We start from the raw sequence: 20,994 nt of genomic DNA on the forward strand, positions 1-20,994 counted from the left end.
TTTTGTGCCTTATCACTCCTAACACGCGTTGATATAATTAAATTAACTTCTCAAGCTATAATATGTCAATATTGTAAATATAAATTTTGAATGCCTAGGAAAAAAGAGACAATTACACTATCAATACCAACAGGAATCAGAGAGCAGCTCGAAGAAATCGCCTGTCGCTTAGGCATCTTCTGGGGTAAATCCCCTAGTGTCTCTGGGTTGTTGGTGGCGATCGCTCAACAACAGCCAGAAATTAAAAAGCTTTTCACCCTCACTCCAGATCAAGTCGCAGCACTACAACAGGCAGCAAAAATCCTGATTGATATGGGTTACATTGGAGAAGCTCACACTCTTTTAAACTTACTGTTAGAACAGGGAAACCTTGAAACACCTTTGCAACAAGCACTTACAGGACTTCTTAATCAGCCTAGTGAAGCATGGCGTAGCCAAATAGAGCAGTTCCGCCGGAACTATCAACCATTTCAACTACTTTATGGGAATGCTCAAGGAGAAAATTTAGCGTTTACAGTTCGTTATGCTGAGATTTCCTTTGAAGAGAAGCGCTATTACCTGAATATCTGGTGTGAAGAAACACAAGACATTAGAAACCCAGATTTTCCAGAACTTTTACATAATCGCTGTTTGCGTTTAGATAGAATCAACCGTGTTGAGCCAATAAACGGACACTGGAGGCATGAAGGCTTAGATTTCTTAAAAGTGTACTTACACTTTTTTCGCGGAATGGTGAAAGCCTATGAACCAAGACCAAACGACATAAGTGATGAAGTTATTGGAGACGTGCGCCAAGTCGTGCGGCGTGTGCCAAATCCCTTTTGGTTAATTCGAGAAGTATTGCGGTATGGGGAAGATTGCGTAGTCGTGTCACCAGAAAACGTGCGATCGCAAGTCCGAGAAAACCTCAAAACTCTTTGCCAACGCTATGATTTGAAAGTTGATTCCTAGGAATGCAAACAACTGAGACAGCAAATAAGCGCTTACAAAACTTAGTCTTGTATGAGCCGGAAAGCAACATTAGCTATCTTGTGTAAGACATTATGACTTTCTGGTGGGATGGGCGTTTTGCCTGTCCTTCTTTTTCTTGTGTAGTTCCTAGCTAAGAATTCGCTATATCTCTTGCTGCATAAAGATTTACGTTTGATGCCCGTTGACTTTTATTGCTACTTAAATACTGTTAAGGCTTTGTATCTATTTATTTTGCTAAACAGTACTCCACTGAAAGAGATATGGCAAGTTTTAGGAATTAGTAACTAAAATAGTGGAGTTATGATAACGTTAATATTATCAAAGGTCTAAAGTTAAGTGAGCCGATGGACAGTTGAGTTTTATCAATCTCAAAACGGCAATTCTCCGGTTATGGATTGGTTTAACGAACAAGAAGCAAAGGTGCGGGCTAAATTGGCTCGTATTTTTGAACTCCTAGAAGAGCATGGTACGGCTGTAGGAAAACCTTATGTCGCGCCGCTTGAGGATAAACTGTATGAAATCCGAGTAGAACAAGATACAAATATTTATCGAACTATCTACTTTGCCTACACTGGCAAGCGGTTCATTCTGCTTCACGCTTTCCAAAAGAAAACTCAAAAGACCCCCAAAAAAGAAATTGAACTAGCTAAACAACGGATGAAAACGTTTTTGGCTGGTGAAAAGCAACCAAGGCTTCCTGAAGAAGAGGTTGAGGAAAGCAAAAAACTTAAACTTAAAAAGAGCAAGAAAAAATGAATTCCAACACAATTTCTTGGAAATCTATTCGCAGTCAAGTCTTGGCAGATCCAAAAGTAAAAGCTGAGTATGATGCACTGGAAACTGAATTTAACCTTGCGCGACAAGTCATTAGCCTTAGAAAGGCAAGTGGTTTAAGTCAACGCGACTTTGCAGATAAGATCGGAATTAAACAACCGCAACTCGCCAGAATTGAATCTGGAAAACAGATGCCTAAGCTTGAAACTTTAACAAAGCTTGCATCTGGTGCAGGCTATGCAGTTGAAATTCACTTCGTACCGATAGAAAATAAGCAAGCTCCAAAAATTGAGCCAGTGCGAATTCCTGCTGAGCCATCTTGAGAAAAACTTTGCGATTTTCCAAAAAAAGCTCCCCAAAGTAGTGCTGCTTGGTTGGTTCCATCAATGTTCATTCAATTCCCTCCAATAACTTGGCAACTTGCTCTGGAGCAGGAAGCTGATGTTGGAGTTCTTCAGGTACCGTAGAAACTATCTGATAAGTTGCCACACCAATTGGTTTATTTGATTCTTTGAGTGCATACTCAACAATCGTTTTATTTTTAGATTTGCAAAGAATAATGCCAATTGATGGGTTCTCATCAGGTAGCTTTACTTTGTCATCCAAAGCAGCTAAATAAAACTGCATCTTGCCAACATACTCAGGCAAAAACTTACCAATCTTTAGTTCTACTGCTACCAAACATTTCAAACTACGGTGATATAGAACAATATCTATAAAGTATTCTTCATCATCAATTTCCAGACGATATTGACTACTAATAAAGGCAAACATCCCTCCCATTTCTTGTAAGAATGGTTGCACCCTTGTCAGAATTTCCTTTTCTAGCTCACGCTCGCTGTATTCATCACCTAATTCTAAAAAGTCAAACGTGTATTCATCCTTAACCGCTAATTTTGCGCGAGCGCGTATTTCCTCCGGTACGGCTTTATCAAAATTAGTTTGGTTCAGCAGGGTTTTCTCATAAGTTTTATTCTCAATTTGATGAATTAAAACGTTCTTTGTCCAACCAAACTTGCGAGTCATTCTGAGATAAAACTCTCGTTCCAAATCATCCTTACACTTTTCGAGAATGACAAGATTGTGAGTCCATCCAATTTCTGCAACCATTGGTTGCAGTTTTTCATTCTGGCTGTAAGTAACATAAAAACTCCGCATATTCCAAATATTACGGGCAGAAAATCCACTAATCCCAGGAAACTCTGCCTGCAAATCCCTTGCTAACTGTTCTACCACTGATTTTCCCCAACTAGCCCCCTGTTGACGGGTTACTATCATCTTGCCAATGTCCCAGTATAGGGCAATGAGTTGTTTATTTACGGCTTTCAATGCTTCATATTGAGCAGAACGAATGCGTTGTTTTATTTCAACTAGTAAGTTTTTGTAATCATCCGGAATCGGCTTACTCATGTTTACTAATAATTTGATTTTTCAGTCTAATTAAAATTATCTCTCAATCAATGTCACTCATAACGTAGGTTGGGTTGAGGAACGAAACCCAACATTGACAGACATTTGTTGGGTTTCACACACGGTAAACCCAACCTACAATTTCCCGCTCCGAGCAGTATTGGCACCGAAGGGAGTAGCTTCGCTAATTTTGTGCCGGATTATTGTCGCTGGGATTGCCGTTCCCAGGATTGCCATTTCCTGGATTGCCAACTGGATTGTCGTTTCCTGGATTGCCGTTTCCTGGGTTACCATTTCCTGGATTGCCGTTACCAGGGTTACCATTTCCTGGATTATTGTTGCCGGGATTGTTGTTAACAGGCTGGGTAGCAGGTTTAGAATTGCTACCTTTACCAGTATTTGACAAAACTTGTCCTGTGTCTAATAGGTTCTCTACTGGAGAATAGTCTCTCATCAAATTGTTGTGTATGCGATCGCTACTGTGATGAGTCGAGGTATTGCCAGAAGAAGTCGTTGTCGTTAAAACAGGCAAGTTTTCTATCACACCCTGACCTATTAATGGCTGTTGTGTTGCAACTGCAGCCGCCGTTTCAGCCTGAACGCTAGCGATCGCCGGATCTAAACTCGGTACACCACTTTTAAGAGTTAAATCTAGCCCCCGAACCAAATTGCTTGTTTCATAAAAAGTTCTCAGGTCAAAATCGTATAAACCCTGAAACCTATCTTTAACGACAACTATCAATTGTCCAGCTGCCAAATTTTGGTTTTGAGAAGCATTCTTGTTCTGAACTTGAATACCGCTATTTGTTAATGCACCTACAATGGTGGTGTCTGTTTGTGGATCGTAGCGTACAAACAGTGCAGAACCGCGAATTGCGGCTGCAGCATTTGGTGTATTGATCTGTGTTTTTCCTTGTCCTGGTCGAATCAGCAACAATATTGTTCCATTTGAAAGTCTTAAGTTTCGTGTTTTTGGTAAGAACTGAAAGACAGCCTGTTGTCCAATTCGCGCCATGGAACCATCGTTAAACCGCAATTCTGCCAAAGAAGCTCTACCAGTAGACAAGCCATCTCCAGGAATCATGGAATCCAACTTGCGTGCCTGACGCTGCGGCTTGTTGTGAGGCACGAGTTGCACTAGGTTCTTCAGTTCCTGAATAACAGCCAGTGTTAAGGGAGTCACAGCGCTTGCTTTCTGTGGCAAAGGTAAAACAACACTTCCCCATAAACTCATTACTAGCAGTATCAACAACTTGCGGAACATAGTTTGCAGCCTCGGGCAATCGTCATTCGTCATTTGTCATTTGTCATTGGTAAGAATTCTAGGTAGATTTAGAGTTTGTAATAGAGTTCCATCTATTTCTACTGACCTGTACTAGTCATTACCCAACTATGCACCCCAAGTCAAATTATCTTTAGTTACTAAAAATAAAACTTCAGCATAATTACGGTTTTTTGATGAAGAAAGCTTGAAGAATGAGGGCTGAAGGCTAAGGGTATAGGGTAAATGTGTTGCTAAAAATCTTTTAATTTACATACCAGAATTAGATAAAAGTCTTGGTGGATGGGCATTGTTACCCGTTCGTTTATGCAAATTAAATGTAAAGTCCAAATCACATAGATGGCGTTCTTCTGGCTTAGTTCGATCGTGACTACTTGAAGCCAAAGTCTTGCTGTCGGGACTGAACTGAACGCTATTGGTTGAAGCACTCAACCATTTGAAAGTAGTAATTTCCTTACCTTTTATAGTCCATACTTTGATGGAGTTGTCCGAACTTGCCGAAACTAACATCTTGCTGTTTGGGCTAATATTGACATCTCCAAAACTATCTAATGGGTGAAACGATTTTTCCTCTCTCGTTCCCAGCCAGAGGCACAGAATGCATTACTAGAGGCTCTGCCTCGCTTTGTAGGTAGAGCACAGGAGGCGGAGCCTCCTTGAAGGCATTCCCAGGCTCCGCCTGGGAACGAGGTGATACAACTACAAGTTTGGAAGAGCAAATTTTCCCTTCTGCCCTTTGCCTTTGACCTTCGATCCTCTACCTTGCTGCCTGATAAGATAAGATGTTAGGCTACATTTTAGGTATCGGTTTTGGAAACTACAACTTGTCCCCGTTGCCATCAACCTGTTAACTCCCAATCTGTCACTTGTCCCCATTGTCGCGTCGAGTTAAAAGCTTACGGACATCCAGGTATTCCCCTGCATCGTGCCACTGGGGAAAAATATCTCTGCGACACTTGTACGTACAATGCCGATGACAGCTGCACTTATCCCCAGCGTCCTTATGCTAAAGAGTGCATCCTCTACCAAAATGTAGATGAAAGGGAATTAGAGTTGCAGCAGCAGAAACAATCTAGCAGCTTAGGTGTCACTGTTCAAAATTGGGTGAGACGCAATCAAGCTTTGCTACTGTTGCTGGCTTTATTGTTTATTTGTTTTCTCATTGTATTATCTACTTCTTAGCAGACAGTGACCAGTGACCAGTCATCAGTGACCAATTTATTCCAGTACTACAAGTGGGGAATTTGAATAATGAAACATTTTTTCCGTAAATAACTTTAGAGGCTTGTATCGTATACGTAACTGCTCATTGTTCGTTTGTTATTTGTCATTTCTTATTGATTATTTGTCATTTTTCTCTGGTCAGGTGGTCACTGTTCACCGATCGCTGGTCACTAATGACTGGTTCAATACTGCAAGGGCTCTCGAATTTTTGTAGGTTGGGTTGAGGAACGAAACCCAACATTTACAAGCATTTGTTGGATTTCGTTCCTCAACCCAACCTACGTAATTTCATTGTTTGAGCTTAACCGACAAGTATTGATGACTGGTCAGGTGATTTTTTCTTCTTTTCTTTCTTCGCTGAAAAATTCAGCAAATATACAGTGTGATATATTAGGTGTTTACTTTTATCCTAGGTATTTAAGAGCTAACCAGAGTGCAGCATTACAAAATAGCCAACCTAGCAACGACTTGATTCGTTGAAGTCGATCGTGGCTAAGACTCTCTCCGAGGTCAATTGATTCGTCAACTACGCATCCTCATGCTAGACGAGTTAATGACATCGAAGAACGCTTACGAATGACCTTTATATGCGTGTAGTAAAGCAGATTGAAGTAGCTTTTCAAGGCAATAGCACCAAATGTATGTCACAACTTCTTCAAACAGTATTCTTTATCCCAATAAAAGACGTGGGAATATAAGGAAGAGCAATGCCAAAAGATGAGAGGGAAAAAATACGCCACCTTTTGATTGTTAACGATCTCAAAGGACAGCGCACTATCCCCCTAAAGGAGGCAACATATTCTCTTGGGCGGGATTTAAGAAACGCCATTGTCCTTCGTTCTCGATCGGTTTCCAGACAACACGCCATATTATTGCGAGTCACTATTCCAGAAACGGACCAGTGTTGCTTTCGAATTATTGATGGCAGTTTCAAGGGAAAGAGGAGTACTAACGGTCTGTTTGTCAATGGTAAACAATGTTTTTCGCACGATCTCCAACATGGCGATGTTATTGAGTTTGGTAGCAATCAAGCTCAAGCTAGGTACTACGCTGTTGCTAACTTATCTGAAGAAGCATTCTCTGAGTACTGTGAGGAAAAAGATATACATAAACTCATATCAGAGCAAGCAAGTTCTGCAAATCCTTTTGAAACTATCATTGGTTCTTCCAATAACATCCTTGAAGAAGCGACTGAGGTGGCTTTGGCTCGTTTAGCTTCTTTTCCTGAACTAATTCCCAATCCAATTATTGAGACAGATTTGCAAGGCAAGATAACTTATCTCAATCCAGCAGCGGCTTCCAAATTTCCCAATCTCAAACAATTTGACAACAATCATCCGATCTCAGCAGGGCTTTCTGCTATAGTCCAAAACTGGAAGGGAAACTCTTTGATTCGGGAGGTAGAAGTGAACGGAGAAGTTTTTGAACAATCCATTCACTACTTACCCGAAAGCGATCTCATTAGAACCTTCATTATTAGAGATATTACCGAGCAAAAACAAGTAGAAGCAGAATTACAGCAACGCGATCGCTTATTGCAAGCCGTTGCAGAAGCGACCAATTATTTGCTAGCAGAATTGAACTACGAAATAGCTATTGACAAAGCTTTAGCTACATTAGGTGAAGCTGCTAAAGTAGACCGCATTTTCTTGTTTGAGAACCATTACCATCCTAAAACTAAAGAAATGGCTGTGAGTTTGCAGTTTGAATGGACGCATTCCAACATTGACTCTGTTCGCTTTCAGTGGCAAAATCTGCCTTACGATAGTTGCGGTCTATCTCGTTGGTATGCAATTCTTTCTAGCGGACAATCTATTTATGGATTGATAGAAGAGTTTCCCGCTCCCGAACAAGAACTCCTTGTTCAATGTGGCATTCAATCCTTACTTCTAGTACCCCTGCGCCTGGAAGACAAATTTTGGGGATATCTTGGATTAGCAGACTGTTGCAGCGATCGCCATTGGTCCAAGCATGAAGAATCTGCTCTCTTAACTATGGCAGTTAGCATCAGCGCGGCAAAATTCCGCCAACAGGTAGAAGAAAAAATTCGCTATCAAGCGCTGCACGATATGTTAACTGGGTTACCAAATCGCTTGCTATTTGACGGGATACTTTCCAAAACTCTACCCAATGCATCTCGGATTGGGGAAAGTTTAGCCGTGTTGTTCCTCGATTTAGATCGGTTTAAAACCATCAATGATTCTCTAGGACACACACTAGGAGATCAACTTTTAATCAATGTTGCTCAAAGACTCAGAGATTCCTTAAGAGCAGGAGACACAGTTGCCCGTTGGGGAGGAGACGAATTCATTATTTTACTGCCTCGAATTCTTTCTGTTGACGAAGTTGTACAAGTCGCCCAGAGAATTCTACAAGCACTAGAGAAACCTTTTTATGTTGATGGTAACGAACTGTACATCAGTGGCAGTATTGGTATTGCCCTACTAAATGAAGACAGCCCCGATTCCGAAACTTTGATAAAACATGCAGATGCAGCCTTATACAAAGCAAAAGAACTGGGAAGAAACAACCACCAATTTTACACTGCTTGTTTGGGTGCTAAAACGCCCAACATTCTGACTTTAGAGAAAAGCTTGCGCCATGCCTTAGAACGAAATGAACTAGTCGTATACTACCAGCCGCGAGTTAATATTTTAACAGGAAAGATTACAGGAATGGAAGCTTTGATAAGGTGGCAACACCCAGAAATGGGATTGGTAGCGCCTAATGTTTTCATTCCCCTTGCGGAAGAAAGTGGATTAATCATCCCCATTGGAGAATGGGTTTTGCGGACAGCTTGCCAGCAGAACAAAATGTGGCAAGAGGCGGGCTTACCTCCCATAACTATGGCAGTGAATCTTTCCCTCAAACAATTCCGTCAGCCTCAATTGGTAGAAACAGTGGCGATGATTTTAAAACAGACGGAACTAGAGGCACAATTTTTAGAGCTAGAAATTACCGAATCTACCGCCATTGAAGATATTGATTTCACCAGGAAGGTGCTACAAAGACTGGAGGAAATGGGAGTGTACCTTTCCATAGATGATTTTGGTACCGGTCATTCCTCCCTCTCGCGCCTGCAACTCTTACCACTTCACAACCTCAAAATTGATGGTTCTTTCGTTAAAAATTTAACAACAGATGTCAAAGTCACTCATATCATTAAGGCAATAGTCACTTTGGGACGCAGTCTGGGCTTGAGGTTAACTGCCGAAGGAGTAGAAAAGGAAGAAGAACTGGAGTTTTTGAAGTCTGTCAACTGCGAAGATGTACAGGGCTTCTTGTTCTATCGACCCCTTTCCGCTCAAAAAGTAACTGAAATTTTGCAAAAAGGGGGTAGGGAGTAGGGGCTAAGAAGGTTTTATATGTGAGTCCGGCGTATAGTGACGCGCTCTCACTTTAAGAACGCAAAAATCCGAGTTTTTGCGTTTTTAACTTGAGTTAAGGGAGTTTCGATCGCAAAAACTGCTCGAATTCTTGAACGGCGTCGTACTGGTCGGGCATGGCGATATATGGCAGCAACGCATTCGGATCTAAATTGGGGAAGAAGCTGCTACGCTCGACTTCCTCATATTCACTCTTATCGTTTAAATGGAATATTCTAATTGTGTCAGATTTCCAAAACCAAACTTCGGGAACTTGTTTGGGTTTGTATAATTGCCTTCTGTCGATGGTACCACTGGTAATGATGACCTCAATTACGATGTCGGGAGTTTCTTTATCAGTGCCAATGCAGTAAGACTCATCAGGTGTTCCAGAAGCATAACCAGTTTTTTCTATGGTAAAACCACCACTTCTGTAAAATCGAATGCCCAACACTTTCATATAAGCTTCTAACAGCAAACCGAGAGTGCTTTTTACACGTTCATGTCTGAGACCAACTGGGGACATAATTTCTAAAATTCCTGATAAATAAGATAGCCGGACACTACGGTTATCGATTAGCTGTGCCTCAATTCCTTTAAATTGCTCCCAACTGACATCTCTGAGAGTGACTAATTTTTCTTCTATCGCACGATCTAAAAGTGAAATATCCATAAATCTAATTATTCACGGCATTAATTCTATTTTGGCATTTTAGAGTGTCTGTGAGTCCGGCGTATATGATGTATAATTGTGGACGTAAAGAGGAAGAGCCAGGGAAATTAGGTAGTCCCATGTAATACACCTGAAATCCCCAACCCCTTTGCGCGTGCGGCGGCTGTGTGTGAAGCAATGCAGTACTCACAACCAGTTGTAACACTCACCGCTATGTAAATTAACTCGCGCATCAGTGGATCGAGTTCACCCGGAGCGGTCATAACTTCTTTCACTGCTTGCCAAGTCCGGTGTAAAGTAGGGGGATGGTTGGCTATAGCTTTCCAAAAGTTGTTGATGTAATCAGTTTTACGGATAGCACGAATGTCATCGTATACTGAGCGAACTTCATCGCTAGCTTGTTCGTATTCAATAAGCTTAGTCATGTGCTCTATCTACAAGTGTTTATGTCTGTTAGCTTCAGGTATTATCGGTCTAATGGTGCCTTTTAAGTAGCTAGGCGGAAATAAATATAACTACATTACAAAATGTTTATACGCCTAAACCCCTTACCAATGACAAATGACCAATGACCAATGACGATATTAACAGAAGAAAACCTGAGACTGGGTTTGATGGAACTCGCCAGTCGCGATCGCGATTTTGCTCGCATCTTAGACATTTTTGGACATCCACCGCATTGGAGGAGAGAAACAGGTTTTCCAACACTCCTCCAAATTATTTTAGAACAGCAGGTATCCTTAGCTGCTGCAAGGGCTGTCTTTGAACGTTTGTGTGGTATTGTTGTGCCTCTAACACCCGAAAATTTTCTGACATTTGGCGATACGCAATTGAAGGAAATTGGGTTTAGTCGGCAAAAAATAGTTTATGGTCGTTCGTTAGCAAACGCAATTACTTGCAATCAGCTTGATTTAACTCACCTAGAAAAATTAGACGAAACTGTTATTAGAACCGAACTCAAGCGCATTAAAGGGATCGGAGACTGGACTGTTGATATTTACTTGCTAATGGCGTTACAACGTCCTGATGTTTTTCCTAAAGGGGATTTAGCACTGGCTGTAGCCTTACAAAAAATTAAAGGTTGGACAGTACGCCCAACTCCAGATGAACTTGAAGCGATCGCAGAAACTTGGAGACCGTGGCGTGCTGTTGCAGCAAGAATTTTATGGCATTACTATCTGGAAAGGAAATCCGCAAAAACCCTGTAACCTACCAATAGTATAAAAAAATCAAGCACTTTTATAATTCAAAAAATGCAGAAGGTGAAATATGAAAAAACCCTGCAAGTTGGTGTATGTGATTTACTGTTAAATGACGTTGACCATTTAAAACCTCAGAGAGGATAGATTCAGTTTGAAAGATAGGAATTAAATCTTGTTGCCGTAAACCAAACTCAGATATTACAGCAAATTCCAACCTAGTGAGGTACAAAAATTACCCCCCTCTGTCCCCCCTTACCAAGGGGGGATGAAAGGGGGGTGTACCTCATTAGACTGAGAAAAGCTATAGAGCTTTGAGTAGTTCTACCCCATAAATATCAGGTATGGACTTGTGCTTTTCTTCATATTCATGAACTAAAGTACCCAAAACATTGAGATAATCTTGTTCGTCTGATGTTAAATCACCTTTATCAATAAGTGAGTCAATAACCTTTTGCGTAGCCATCAATTCTTGCTCACAAGTGATGGGGCGAGGGGGAAAAGATTCAAGTGATTTTATATATACGTTTGTACTAGGTGTACCAAGGGTCATTTTTCCAATCATCCTTGTCATGCTTTTTCGGACCGTTAGGTAGATTGATACTTGTATTCATAGAATTAACTCTTCAGGCTGTCAATTGTCGTTTATAAGAGCTAGGTTTTACCACCATCCGCATTCCTGCTGGTGGTGCCATAGTCACACCACGACGTACAGGACGCAAGGAATGCTTGTTGATTTGGGAAACTTGAAATTGTGAAAGTACTGTTGCCAATACAAGTTTTATTTCATACAGAGCAAATGCCAGACCAATACAGCGACGATTTCCACCCCCAAAAGGCAAATACTCGTATGGAGAAAATTGCTTCTCCAAAAAGCGTTCTGGTCTAAATTGCTTTGGTTGCGGGTAAACTTCTTCCCGATGGTGCGCTAAGTATATACTGGGAACAATGACTGCTCCCTCTGGCAAGTCATAACCCATAATATTTATCGGGGATCGCACAATACGTGGGGTAGCACTCATCAAAATAGGGTGAATGCGGAGCGTTTCTTGGCAAACTGCACTTAAGTAGGGCAATTTAGTAACTGTAGTTGGATCTGGATTTTCACCAAGAGTTGCCAGTTCTGCCAGTAATTTTTGACGGACTTCTGGTAAGCGATCGATCCAATAAAATGTCCATGTTAGAGCCGAAGCAGTTGTTTCGTGTCCGGCGACAAGCAGCGTTATTAACTCATCCCGTAACTCAACATCAGACATGGCTTCACCATTTTCATCACGAGCAGACATCATTAAACTGAGGACATCTTGCCGATTTTGGTGAGATTCGGTTCTTCGTTCTTGAATCAGAGCATAAATTAGTTTGTCAATTTTTTGTATTTGGCGTAAAACCCGACCCCAAGGACTCCAAGCACCCAAATCCTTCATAAAGAAGTCAAAAAAAGTGGCAGCAGACATGAAGGGAGAATTGATGAAGTGTAGGAGAAATTCGGGATTAATTGGACAACCCGCATTTCTTTACATTTTTGCATCACCTCTATACAGGTAGCTAGAGCATTGTTTTACTAGAAAACCACTCGTCTATTAAAATTGGCATACCGCAATGGTAGCAGCTACTTAAAGGGTAGGTGATTGTCATCCCTCTACACATGGGACTGACGTAAAAGCGTATAGCTAGTACGCCAACTTAAACATGACTGCTTAAGCTTTTTGAAATAACAAACTTGGCGTCGGGTTTAGATCGCTGATAGAACCTCATTCCTATATTTCTAGCGGCGTTCAATCCCGAATGAATCCAGTATCCGTTCTGGGCAATAGCGTGCAATCCTGGGGTATACTTCTCGTTATTGTATCTTGATAGCCATATTCTCTCATTATTGGCTAGCAAGTCTGCTAATTGATGCTCTGATGTCCTAATTAATGCACTATTATCAACAGCAGAAAACTTTGAAGTATTTTTTGGTGAAACTTTGGAAGTTAAAATATTGAATTTTGTTCTAGCAATATGACTAGTATTATCAACTATTTTAGACTTCAACCAGTATGCACGTTTTTGGTTTGACCTAGCAGAATATTTACCTCTTTGAGGGCGTAGATTGCCTAAGTGTTCAAACACTATCACTCGGCAATGATGCTTGTTGGCAAACTCTGCAATCTGGGATGCAATCCTATAACCCTCACTTTTTTCTCGGTTAGTAATTTTTGACCAAATAGTACAACCAAACCCTTTCCCAACAATACCTGTTTGATTCATCTTTTTTGCAATCTTCCCTATCGCCCTCTTCCTACGTCTGACATGAGAAGCGTGTCCTTTTATGAAGTGTCTCGCTACCTCTTGTACTTCTGAGTTAACGTCGGGTTCTAAAATTGAAAGAATGCAAATTGTGTCGCCATCTAAATCAATATCAACCGAGCAGACTCGCTCGTTTTGTAATGCTTTTAATCCTCCAGTTGCGTCATGATATCTTTCTAAAGTCCAATTTATCCAACAAGAACCATCTCTTTTAACAATAATGGTTGGACAACCTTTTCCCCATGCAGCATCAAACAAATAAGCTGAATAATTAAATCTTACCCATGCCCAATTGTGATTCTTTCTAATTTTCAGAATGACAGAGTTGCCAGTGTCATCCTTAAACATACTGTATTTGTAATAGGTTGGACTATCAAACACTTCTGTGGGTAGTAGTGGTGGTTTGTGAGGACTGTGTTTCTTATTCTTTTTGAGAGAACGAGCTAACCGTTTCGCCTCACTTACCTCCCAGTTTTTGTAGTTAGAACGCCACGACTTATAATGACCGCAAGCCGTACTAATTACATCCCATCGCAAGTCTCGTGGCATATCCTGATACAGAAAGGGATATTTGGCATTTTCACCTAAAGTTAATTCTTCATAAGCCTGTCGCATCTGGGCTTGAGCAAGATCCACATATTCAGGATGTTGGTTAATCACTTGAATGTAAAAAGCCACACCATCTCTGTAAACTTGAACTGTTTCGTTTAAATCAATGCCATCCCGAATTAACTTAGCTCGTAGAGTTTTTGTCTCTATACGTTTCCCTTTCTGTTTTTTTAATGCCATAACTTTGCTCGACCTCCAAAGCTCGTCTGTCCAATATATTACTATTTGTCTAGTTTGGCAAGACTATTTTGATAATCCTGCTCTACTTTTTTTTCATAGCGCCGCAGAAAATATAATTGGCTGCTAAAACAATGCATTATGGACATGAAGTCTTGCATCAATTCATCATGAGGACTTAGTTTTACCTTGCTAAGTACTACAATTTCACAATCATGAAGATTGCACAGCCATTCAAAAAAATCAAAGCCAAATCTAACTAGTCTATGGTTGTTGCTACAACGATTAAGGAGACTTGCTTTAATAAAACTCGTTCTATTAAGCCTAAGAATTTTTTTCGCTGAAAATTTAATCCAGAGCCTATTTCACTGATACACTCATTGCCAGGGTATTTTTCTTGGAGATACAATAATTGTGCTTGTAAATCATCTTTTTGGCTTTGGGTAGAAACTCGTGCATATAATACAGTTTTTTTATTTCCCGGTAACTGAAGATGTTTTTCAATTGAATTCACATTGTACCTTCGGTGATTGCTACCAGGCATTGTCATGCATTCTATTATCCCTTTGTCAGCTAAACGGCTCAGGGTTTTAGGATGGATATTATATCTTTCGCTTGCTTCTTTAGGTGATAGGTACATATTAGACTTATTGGTCACTTTTATCCCAAAATAGTCTAATATATCCCAAAAATCAATTATTAGGTATTACGTCTAGCAGCGAACTAAGCAGTTGCCGAAGTTCTTCTAAACGCTGTCCCTCATTCAAACCAAATACAACTCGTAAAATGACGCGTAGGGAGATTTCTTGCATCGACTCCCGGATAACCAAAGGCTTGCCAATCTCCCAAGAGTTGATGACTTGGCGGGTAATTGTGCGGATAGTCTCTCCGTATGCCCGCATGCGATCGCCATGCAGGGGAGGAGTCAGAAGTTGGCGTTGGCGCTGATGTCGTTCTCCATCAAGTAAGAGCAAGGAGTTGGTTCCAAACAAAAAAGATAAACCCCTGTTTGTTCTACCTGCATCCAAACAGCTAGCATCTGCTGTAAAAATCTGTTGCAGTGCTTGAGGCTGAGTGAAATAAACGATAGGAGTTCCTTTTTCCCCCCAAACGGTGATGCTATCACCATAATTTTTTGTTAGTCCTTCTACATATTCCAGTGGCTGAAAGATAAACTGCATTAACCTCACAAACAGAGGCATTTTCGGTCCATCTGGCAAATTGTATATTCCTTGCATAGGTAAATCATGGGATCGATCGCTTCTCAATTCTACCTTTTGCAAGAAAAAACAGTTGGAAGCAGCAGTACTAAGTAAAAATAATCGCCACTCTAACGATAACAGGTTAGGATTTAGGAATGGTGGATCGGTCTCCGTTAGAGTCAGAATCTCACCAGAACGCTAAAAATTTAAAGGGTTATAGGGGAAATAATGATGCAGGAAGGAATTTCTGATTTACAACAAGAAGCACAAAAGTTTTCACCTCTAGGGGATACACCGACTATTGAAATTACTGCAACCACAGTTAATGACAAATCCGAACAACCCCTAGTTACTTTAGAATCTCCTGTAGATAAAAAATATTTACAGTTGGAAGCGACAGTCAAAGATTTAAGAGAATCTTTGGATAAAGCAAGGCAAACTGAAGTCAGTTTGCAAGAGAAAATTATTGATTTGCAATCCGCTTTAATAAAGCAGAAAGAATTATCGGAACGGCTGAAATCAGAAGTTGAAGAAGCTAAAAATGCAGCTATTCATCTAGCGCAAGCAAATTCTAAACTAACTGAAGAAATAAGTGTTTTAAAACAAGAAAAAGAAACTGTTCAAGCATCGGCAAAACCAGCAGCACGAGCTACTGTTCAAGCATCAGCAAAGCCAGCAGCACGAGCCACTATTCCACCATCGCCACAACCAAACAAAGGTACTATCCAACCATCGCCACAACCAAACAAAGGTACTATTCCACCATCGCCACAACCAAACAAAGGCACTATCCAACCATCAGTTCAATATAGAAAATCATATACAATTCCAAAATTGCCCAATAAACCAAAAGATGAGTCTGTTGAAAACACGAATTCTCAGATGTGGTTGCTGGATTAGCACAAGAAAGCAGCCATACTCAAAGCAAAAGAGAAGACAACATAAAGACAGCGCCTCACCTCTCGATCCGGTGGCTCCGCCACAGAATGCATATTGCGCTTGAAAAATTTTAAGTCCTGTAGGTAGTAGTAGGTAGGGCTAAAGCCCACCAATAACCTTGTGTGGTGGGCTTTAGCCCTACCTATATGTATTTCATAACTTAAATAGACTTTCTATAGGATTGCAAGTATTTTATTTATAATGTATATCGGAAAATATTCATGCGATAAGCTAGGTACAACTTGCACTCCGCGAACGCACACTTTAAAGAAAACTATGCTCAATCAAAAACATGAAACATCTAACGAAACTTCAGATTTATTGCAAAAAAATGCAACATCAGCAGTATCAAGAATATTTCTATGGGGTGCATGGATAATATATATTGGTTATCTGTTGCTCAGCGATTTACCACCGGGCTTATCAGTATTGTACATTCAGCCTGAAACACTGCAAGAAGCGTTAGATTTGAGCTTAAATTTCTGGTTTGTGATGCCACTTCTATCTCCAACCACTGCACCAGCCATCAACCCAGCACTGGAAGGATTATTTAATATTCTCATCACCTGGGGCTTATTATTTTGGGGTTTTCTTGTTGATGGTCGCAATCAGCGCTTCCCCATAGTAGCATTTCTGATTGGTACTGCTTTACTGACAAATGTTTTCTACTTACCTTGGTTAGCAATAAGAAGATCCAATCCCCAAACCCCTCAAGATTCTCTTAACACCTTAGAAAAGATAGCAGAGAGCCGAGCCTTCCCTTTGGTTTTAACAACAGTGATTGTTGCTTCTGTTGCTTGGGCACTACTAGCACGTCCTGAATTTGGTGACTTAACAGCACGTTGGAATTCTCTGATACAGATACTATCTACGGATCGATTGGCATATTCATTTGTGATAGATTTTTTTGTTTTCTGGATATTTCAGTCATGGCTAGTACCAGATGACATGGCACGTCGCCAATGGCATGATACTACAATATTGTGGATAGTGCGTCTTGTACCTTTTATAGGTCTTGTTGTGTATCTGCTTCGCCGTCCCTCGCTACCCATTGACTTGGAAAATTAATAACTGTCTGATATTTTGAACAGCGCTTTATAAAAATGTACGCACGAGAGAAATAAAACGAAACACAGTGTGAAACAAGATGGCTCCTTAATTAAGGATTGAAGGCTATGGCAAACGCCAAATCTTAATCGTTTTATCTGCACTTCCACTGACTAAAGTTTTGCCATCTGGGCTAATCGCTAAAGCCATAACCATATCTACATGCCCTTTGAGTGTATTTTCAAAATCACCCGTTTTTAAATTCATAATTGTGATTGTATGGTCATAACTACTGCTAAAGAGAGTCTTGCCATTCGGGCTAATAACTACAGACGTAACACCATATTTATGCCAATTTAAAGTCTTCTTTAACTGACCTGTTTGCAAATCCCAAATTTTCATACTTTTGTCTGTACTTCCACTTACCAATGTTTGTCCATCAGCACTAAATGCTAGGGAATAAATCAAATCAGTATGCCCGGTAAAGGTTGCTTTTAACGATAGTGGTTTTAAATTCCAAATTTTGATGGTATTATCGTAACCTCCACTTGCTAAAGTCTTCCCATCTGGACTAAAAGCAACCCGCCATACGGCTTTCTCTTGTCCGCCTAAAGTATTTTTTAACTTTCCTGTTTCTAAATCCCAAATCTTAATAGTTTTATCTGAACTGGCACTGGCTAAAGTCTTTCCATCAGGAGCGATCGCTACAGATTTTACACTGTCCTTATGCCCGGTGAGCGTGTTTTTCAATCCCGGTGTTTGTAAATCCCAAATTTTGATAGTACCGTCTATACTTCCGCTAACTAAAGTTTTGCCCTCTGGTGCGATCGCAACAGAAACAACTCCATCTGTATGACCATTTAAGGAAGTTTTGATTCCCCCGGTTTGCAAATTCCAAATTTTGATACTTCTATCTCCACTTCCACTTACCAGAGTTTGCCCATCAGGACTAATGGCAAGAGAACTCACCCAATCATTATGTCCCTCGAGACTATTAACAAGTGACAATTTTTCATAGGAAAGATTTGTGTTTGAAAGAATATTTGTATTTGAAAAACGGGTTGTCATTTGCCACATTCCATATCCTGCAAAACCCATTAACAGAATTGCACTACTCACTATAAAAGGTAGTTTGAATTTATTTTTCTGTTTGAATTTATCTACAATTGAAGGTAGCGAAGGTTTGATGCGTTCCTCATTCGATCTAAGTACGGGACGAACTTCGCGATCGCTTGCTTGTTTTAGTGGGACTTCAACTGGAGCAGGTGAAGGTTGAGAATGATAAGTTACTGTTGGAGGAGAGGTTTCAGTTGGTATGGGTGAAGGTTGAGAGTAATAAGTCCCTGTAGGTGGCGGGGCTTCAGAAATAGAGATTTGATAATCCAAGTTTAAATCGTGCAAAGCCGCCTCTGCTGACTGATAGCGTTGCTCATGGTTTGGTTGCAACAGAGTATCTAAAATATGCGCTAATTCCTGGCTGATAGGTTGACGCATGTATTGCCGCCAACTTGTAACCCATCCAAAACCCTGTTGCTTCCACAATTCCCAAGGCGCTATCTCCGTCAATAACTGAAAGCTCGTTGCTCCCAAACTAAATAAATCGCTTGCCGGATATGCTTCCCCATCCTGCATTTGTTCGAGCGGGGCATAACCGAAGGAACCAATCGTTGTTCCTGGTTGAGTCATCACTGTCTCAGTTAACTGTTTGGAAGCACCAAAATCAATCAGGAATATATCCCCCTGACTTCCTCCGATCGGCGAGGGAGATTTGCGACGCAAAATATTCTGGGGTTTGATATCTCTGTGAATAACTTTATATTTATGAACTACAGCAAGAATATTGAGAATATTAGATAATAATTCTCGCAATTTTTCTTCGTTATATGTTCCTTCCTGTTTCAACTCATCCAATAAATTCTCACCATCAATAAATTGTTGCACCAGATACAAGCGCTTATCCTCTTCAAAATATGCAAATAACGTAGGAATTTGTGGATGTTCTCCCAACTGTTGCAGTCGCATTGCTTCTTGTTCAAAAAGTTCTGTTGCCTTCTGAATAGCACCCGTTCCCTGTGCTTGAGGCGCAAATTGCTTGATAACACATTTTTCGTTGAGTTTATCAGTATCAAGTGCCAAGTAAGTTTTACCAAAGCCGCCGCCACCCAATGACTGAATTGGGCGATAGCGATTTCTCAACACTTTTAAAGGAGTTCCGCACTTGGGACAAAACTGCGTACCGTCAGAACAGGATGGATTGTGACACGAGGAATTAAGGCAACATATCATCTAAAAATCTCCGGGAGTGTGGAAACCTTGCGTCTTTAGACCAAGGAGGAAACGCGACACGTCCAGTTTTAACTGGAGTCCAATTCTTTTAATGCCCATAACTGTAACCGTCCTTTTTATGGATTATTTTGCAATATTTGTAACTAATTCCTTCCACAAGAAAATCCTTAGTTGAGATATTAAAACTTCCTGTTGCACGAGTTGCAATCCGTCCTACATATTCACCGACTTTTTTACCTTTTGTGACAATGGCTTTTACTATGTCACCAGTTTGAAATCCAAAGTGGATCTTTTTCCTGTCACAGTGACGAATTGGAAATCCGTATTTGTTGGTTCTACAGGATTGTCTTGTTCCATGTCCACAAGCTTTAATTAACAACGGTTTTACTCCTTTGATGATTAATTTTTCCGGAGTAGACTTACCAACACAAGCCGCATCAATCCAATGGGTTTTTTCTAATTCTTGTTGAGTCCTATTGAACTTAGTTAACCCTCCTGAACCTGTTTCTACTGGTAGTCCTGTTGCTTTTAATATTTCCAACAATTTAAACCTTGTCGAATTAACAGCCGCAGTGTCTGCCAATGGTCTCTGAGCTTGAACAAGAATTTTATTTAACTTTTCCGGTTCTTTTTTGAGAAATTCTTTGATGTCTTTAGTCCCTTTTTTGAGATTACATTTCTCGCAACTTAAAGTTAAATTCGTTATTGAGTTAGACCCTCCTTTCGCTCTAGGGTACATATGTTCAATCTGTAAAGGGACATCTTTATTGTCACAATAGGCACAACATCTTTTCCACTTTTCTAAAAGGCATTCTCTAGTTTCGTAACCTGCTAAAGTTCCTTGCTGATACTCTTTACCTTGTATATCTGGATTTCTCATTAATTGAGTGTCAAACTTAACTAATTCTTGAGAAATATCAGTAAGGCGTGCAAGTTTTATTAACTTCTTAACCCAAGTGTTAATGTTATGAACTCTACTCATTAGACTTGGCGCTAACCAGGTTCTCCGTTGTTTGGGAACAGGTTTTTTATTTCCTTTCCTAAACCATTCGTGTTTTGGTGGTTGACGATAACGAGTTTTGCGATTTCTTCTACTTCTTCTTATTTGTCTTCTAGAAGTTAAAGCTTCTCGAATTGCAAAACCTCTATGCTCTAGTTCTGCTGCAAATACAACTTCACCAGTAGTATCGTTGACTAAAGCTAATCCAGTCGTTTTAGCACCTGGGTCAATCTTTAATTTCAGAGGTTGAACTGGTTTTTCGGTTTTGAAAGTCACTTTCAAAATGATGGTAAAGGGAAATTTTTTAAAAACTGCTGCTTTACCATTTCTGAGAAGTTGTCTAGCCTGTGCTGGATGAATCGGTTCAAGTGGTCTTTTTTCTGTATCTAAAACAAATACTTTGGACATAGTCCCTCCTTACGGGTAATGTTAGCTTCGACTTTGTTTACATCCGGTACTCTCCAAACAACACTGTTTTAGGTAGAGTCGATGGGGGCTATGATGCCCCGCACCTCTCTGTTAAATCTGGGCGTGCGGGTTTCCCTG

The 20,994-nt window shown here is 40.4% G+C and carries 18 protein-coding genes and 2 pseudogenes; 8 read left to right on the forward strand and 12 right to left on the reverse strand.

What is annotated here, in order from left to right:
* Positions 1-90: 90 nt before the first annotated feature.
* From F7734_RS29570 to F7734_RS29580, 3 genes are all read left to right on the forward strand, one after another.
* Positions 91-951 (forward strand): WYL domain-containing protein, encoded by an 861-nt coding sequence (locus tag F7734_RS29570; protein ID WP_155748145.1) that lies wholly within the window; start codon positions 91-93, stop codon positions 949-951.
* A 357-nt stretch (positions 952-1,308) separates the two neighbouring features.
* Positions 1,309-1,728: a type II toxin-antitoxin system RelE/ParE family toxin gene (locus F7734_RS29575; RefSeq protein WP_166482235.1), complete on the forward strand. Its 420-nt coding sequence runs from the start codon at positions 1,309-1,311 to the stop codon at positions 1,726-1,728.
* Positions 1,725-2,069, forward strand: coding sequence for a helix-turn-helix transcriptional regulator (locus F7734_RS29580; RefSeq protein ID WP_155748146.1), 345 nt, complete (start codon positions 1,725-1,727; stop codon positions 2,067-2,069). The genes F7734_RS29575 and F7734_RS29580 overlap by 4 nt, the downstream gene beginning before the upstream one ends.
* Positions 2,070-2,136: 67 nt before the next feature.
* Here F7734_RS29580 and F7734_RS29585 read toward each other — a convergent pair whose 3' ends face one another.
* The 3 genes from F7734_RS29585 to F7734_RS29595 form a co-directional block, all read right to left on the reverse strand.
* Entirely contained in the window at positions 2,137-3,156 is a 1,020-nt protein-coding gene (locus tag F7734_RS29585; protein WP_155748147.1) for a PDDEXK nuclease domain-containing protein, read from the reverse strand.
* 184 nt (positions 3,157-3,340) lie between these two features.
* Positions 3,341-4,453 carry a FecR family protein gene (locus F7734_RS29590; protein WP_243147165.1) on the reverse strand — a complete coding sequence of 371 codons (1,113 nt, stop codon included), beginning with the start codon at positions 4,451-4,453 and terminating at the stop codon, positions 3,341-3,343.
* Between the two features lie 234 nt (positions 4,454-4,687).
* The gene (locus F7734_RS29595) at positions 4,688-4,948 is read right to left on the reverse strand and encodes a hypothetical protein (protein WP_155748148.1); all 261 of its coding nucleotides are present in this window, start codon (positions 4,946-4,948) and stop codon (positions 4,688-4,690) included.
* Positions 4,949-5,248: 300 nt separating this feature from the next.
* Between F7734_RS29595 and F7734_RS29600 the strand changes: the two genes are divergently transcribed.
* Positions 5,249-5,620, forward strand: a complete 372-nt coding sequence (locus tag F7734_RS29600; RefSeq protein WP_155748149.1) for a zinc ribbon domain-containing protein — start codon at positions 5,249-5,251, stop codon at positions 5,618-5,620.
* A gap of 749 nt (positions 5,621-6,369) precedes the next feature.
* The gene (locus tag F7734_RS29605) at positions 6,370-9,009 is read left to right on the forward strand and encodes an EAL domain-containing protein (protein ID WP_155748150.1); all 2,640 of its coding nucleotides are present in this window, start codon (positions 6,370-6,372) and stop codon (positions 9,007-9,009) included.
* Between the two features lie 94 nt (positions 9,010-9,103).
* Here F7734_RS29605 and F7734_RS29610 read toward each other — a convergent pair whose 3' ends face one another.
* Both F7734_RS29610 and F7734_RS29615 read right to left on the reverse strand, forming a co-directional pair.
* Positions 9,104-9,700 carry a Uma2 family endonuclease gene (locus F7734_RS29610; RefSeq protein WP_155748151.1) on the reverse strand — a complete coding sequence of 199 codons (597 nt, stop codon included), beginning with the start codon at positions 9,698-9,700 and terminating at the stop codon, positions 9,104-9,106.
* A gap of 140 nt (positions 9,701-9,840) precedes the next feature.
* A pseudogene (locus F7734_RS29615) lies at positions 9,841-10,125 on the reverse strand (carboxymuconolactone decarboxylase family protein); the annotation flags it as partial.
* Positions 10,126-10,275: 150 nt separating this feature from the next.
* Between F7734_RS29615 and F7734_RS29620 the strand changes: the two are divergent.
* On the forward strand, positions 10,276-10,908 hold the full coding sequence (locus tag F7734_RS29620) for a DNA-3-methyladenine glycosylase (protein ID WP_155748153.1): 633 nt from the start codon (positions 10,276-10,278) through the stop codon (positions 10,906-10,908).
* 295 nt (positions 10,909-11,203) lie between these two features.
* Here F7734_RS29620 and F7734_RS29625 read toward each other — a convergent pair whose 3' ends face one another.
* From F7734_RS29625 to F7734_RS29645, 5 genes and pseudogenes are all read right to left on the reverse strand, one after another.
* A complete protein-coding gene (locus F7734_RS29625) occupies positions 11,204-11,365 on the reverse strand; it encodes a hypothetical protein (RefSeq protein ID WP_243147166.1) in 162 nt (53 codons plus the stop codon).
* Positions 11,366-11,525: 160 nt separating this feature from the next.
* Positions 11,526-12,421 (reverse strand): annotated as a pseudogene (locus F7734_RS29630) (cytochrome P450); the annotation flags it as partial.
* A gap of 161 nt (positions 12,422-12,582) precedes the next feature.
* Positions 12,583-13,977, reverse strand: a complete 1,395-nt coding sequence (locus tag F7734_RS29635; RefSeq protein ID WP_155748156.1) for a hypothetical protein — start codon at positions 13,975-13,977, stop codon at positions 12,583-12,585.
* Positions 13,978-14,233: 256 nt separating this feature from the next.
* Positions 14,234-14,632: a recombinase family protein gene (locus F7734_RS62285; RefSeq protein ID WP_207714002.1), complete on the reverse strand. Its 399-nt coding sequence runs from the start codon at positions 14,630-14,632 to the stop codon at positions 14,234-14,236.
* Between the two features lie 34 nt (positions 14,633-14,666).
* Positions 14,667-15,212, reverse strand: coding sequence for a cytochrome P450 (locus F7734_RS29645; protein WP_155748157.1), 546 nt, complete (start codon positions 15,210-15,212; stop codon positions 14,667-14,669).
* A 192-nt stretch (positions 15,213-15,404) separates the two neighbouring features.
* Here F7734_RS29645 and F7734_RS29650 point away from each other — a divergent pair, with 192 nt between their 5' ends.
* Positions 15,405-16,076 (forward strand): hypothetical protein, encoded by a 672-nt coding sequence (locus F7734_RS29650; protein ID WP_155748158.1) that lies wholly within the window; start codon positions 15,405-15,407, stop codon positions 16,074-16,076.
* Positions 16,077-16,391: 315 nt separating this feature from the next.
* Entirely contained in the window at positions 16,392-17,183 is a 792-nt protein-coding gene (locus F7734_RS29655) for a hypothetical protein (protein WP_155748159.1), read from the forward strand.
* Positions 17,184-17,288: 105 nt separating this feature from the next.
* Here F7734_RS29655 and F7734_RS29660 read toward each other — a convergent pair whose 3' ends face one another.
* Both F7734_RS29660 and iscB read right to left on the reverse strand, forming a co-directional pair.
* Positions 17,289-19,448 (reverse strand): serine/threonine-protein kinase, encoded by a 2,160-nt coding sequence (locus tag F7734_RS29660; protein ID WP_155748160.1) that lies wholly within the window; start codon positions 19,446-19,448, stop codon positions 17,289-17,291.
* A gap of 88 nt (positions 19,449-19,536) precedes the next feature.
* Positions 19,537-20,856 carry an RNA-guided endonuclease IscB gene (gene iscB / locus F7734_RS29665; RefSeq protein WP_155748161.1) on the reverse strand — a complete coding sequence of 440 codons (1,320 nt, stop codon included), beginning with the start codon at positions 20,854-20,856 and terminating at the stop codon, positions 19,537-19,539.
* Positions 20,857-20,994 lie beyond the last annotated feature (138 nt).

It is taken from the genome of Scytonema sp. UIC 10036, from assembly GCF_009725235.1.

Excerpts from the sequence above, each read along its gene's own strand:
- F7734_RS29590 (WP_243147165.1), bottom strand. The coding sequence starts at position 4,453 with ATGACGAATGACGATTGCCCGAGGCTGCAAACTATGTTCCGCAAGTTG.
- F7734_RS29655 (WP_155748159.1), top strand. The coding sequence starts at position 16,392 with ATGCTCAATCAAAAACATGAAACATCTAACGAAACTTCAGATTTATTG.
- F7734_RS29595 (WP_155748148.1), bottom strand. The coding sequence starts at position 4,948 with ATGTTAGTTTCGGCAAGTTCGGACAACTCCATCAAAGTATGGACTATA.
- F7734_RS29620 (WP_155748153.1), top strand. The coding sequence starts at position 10,276 with ATGACGATATTAACAGAAGAAAACCTGAGACTGGGTTTGATGGAACTC.
- iscB (WP_155748161.1), bottom strand. The coding sequence starts at position 20,856 with ATGTCCAAAGTATTTGTTTTAGATACAGAAAAAAGACCACTTGAACCG.
- F7734_RS29610 (WP_155748151.1), bottom strand. The coding sequence starts at position 9,700 with ATGGATATTTCACTTTTAGATCGTGCGATAGAAGAAAAATTAGTCACT.
- F7734_RS29605 (WP_155748150.1), top strand. The coding sequence starts at position 6,370 with ATGCCAAAAGATGAGAGGGAAAAAATACGCCACCTTTTGATTGTTAAC.
- F7734_RS29635 (WP_155748156.1), bottom strand. The coding sequence starts at position 13,977 with ATGGCATTAAAAAAACAGAAAGGGAAACGTATAGAGACAAAAACTCTA.
- F7734_RS29650 (WP_155748158.1), top strand. The coding sequence starts at position 15,405 with ATGATGCAGGAAGGAATTTCTGATTTACAACAAGAAGCACAAAAGTTT.
- F7734_RS29570 (WP_155748145.1), top strand. The coding sequence starts at position 91 with ATGCCTAGGAAAAAAGAGACAATTACACTATCAATACCAACAGGAATC.
- F7734_RS29625 (WP_243147166.1), bottom strand. The coding sequence starts at position 11,365 with ATGGCTACGCAAAAGGTTATTGACTCACTTATTGATAAAGGTGATTTA.
- F7734_RS29585 (WP_155748147.1), bottom strand. The coding sequence starts at position 3,156 with ATGAGTAAGCCGATTCCGGATGATTACAAAAACTTACTAGTTGAAATA.
- F7734_RS29645 (WP_155748157.1), bottom strand. The coding sequence starts at position 15,212 with ATGCAAGGAATATACAATTTGCCAGATGGACCGAAAATGCCTCTGTTT.
- F7734_RS29580 (WP_155748146.1), top strand. The coding sequence starts at position 1,725 with ATGAATTCCAACACAATTTCTTGGAAATCTATTCGCAGTCAAGTCTTG.
- F7734_RS29660 (WP_155748160.1), bottom strand. The coding sequence starts at position 19,448 with ATGATATGTTGCCTTAATTCCTCGTGTCACAATCCATCCTGTTCTGAC.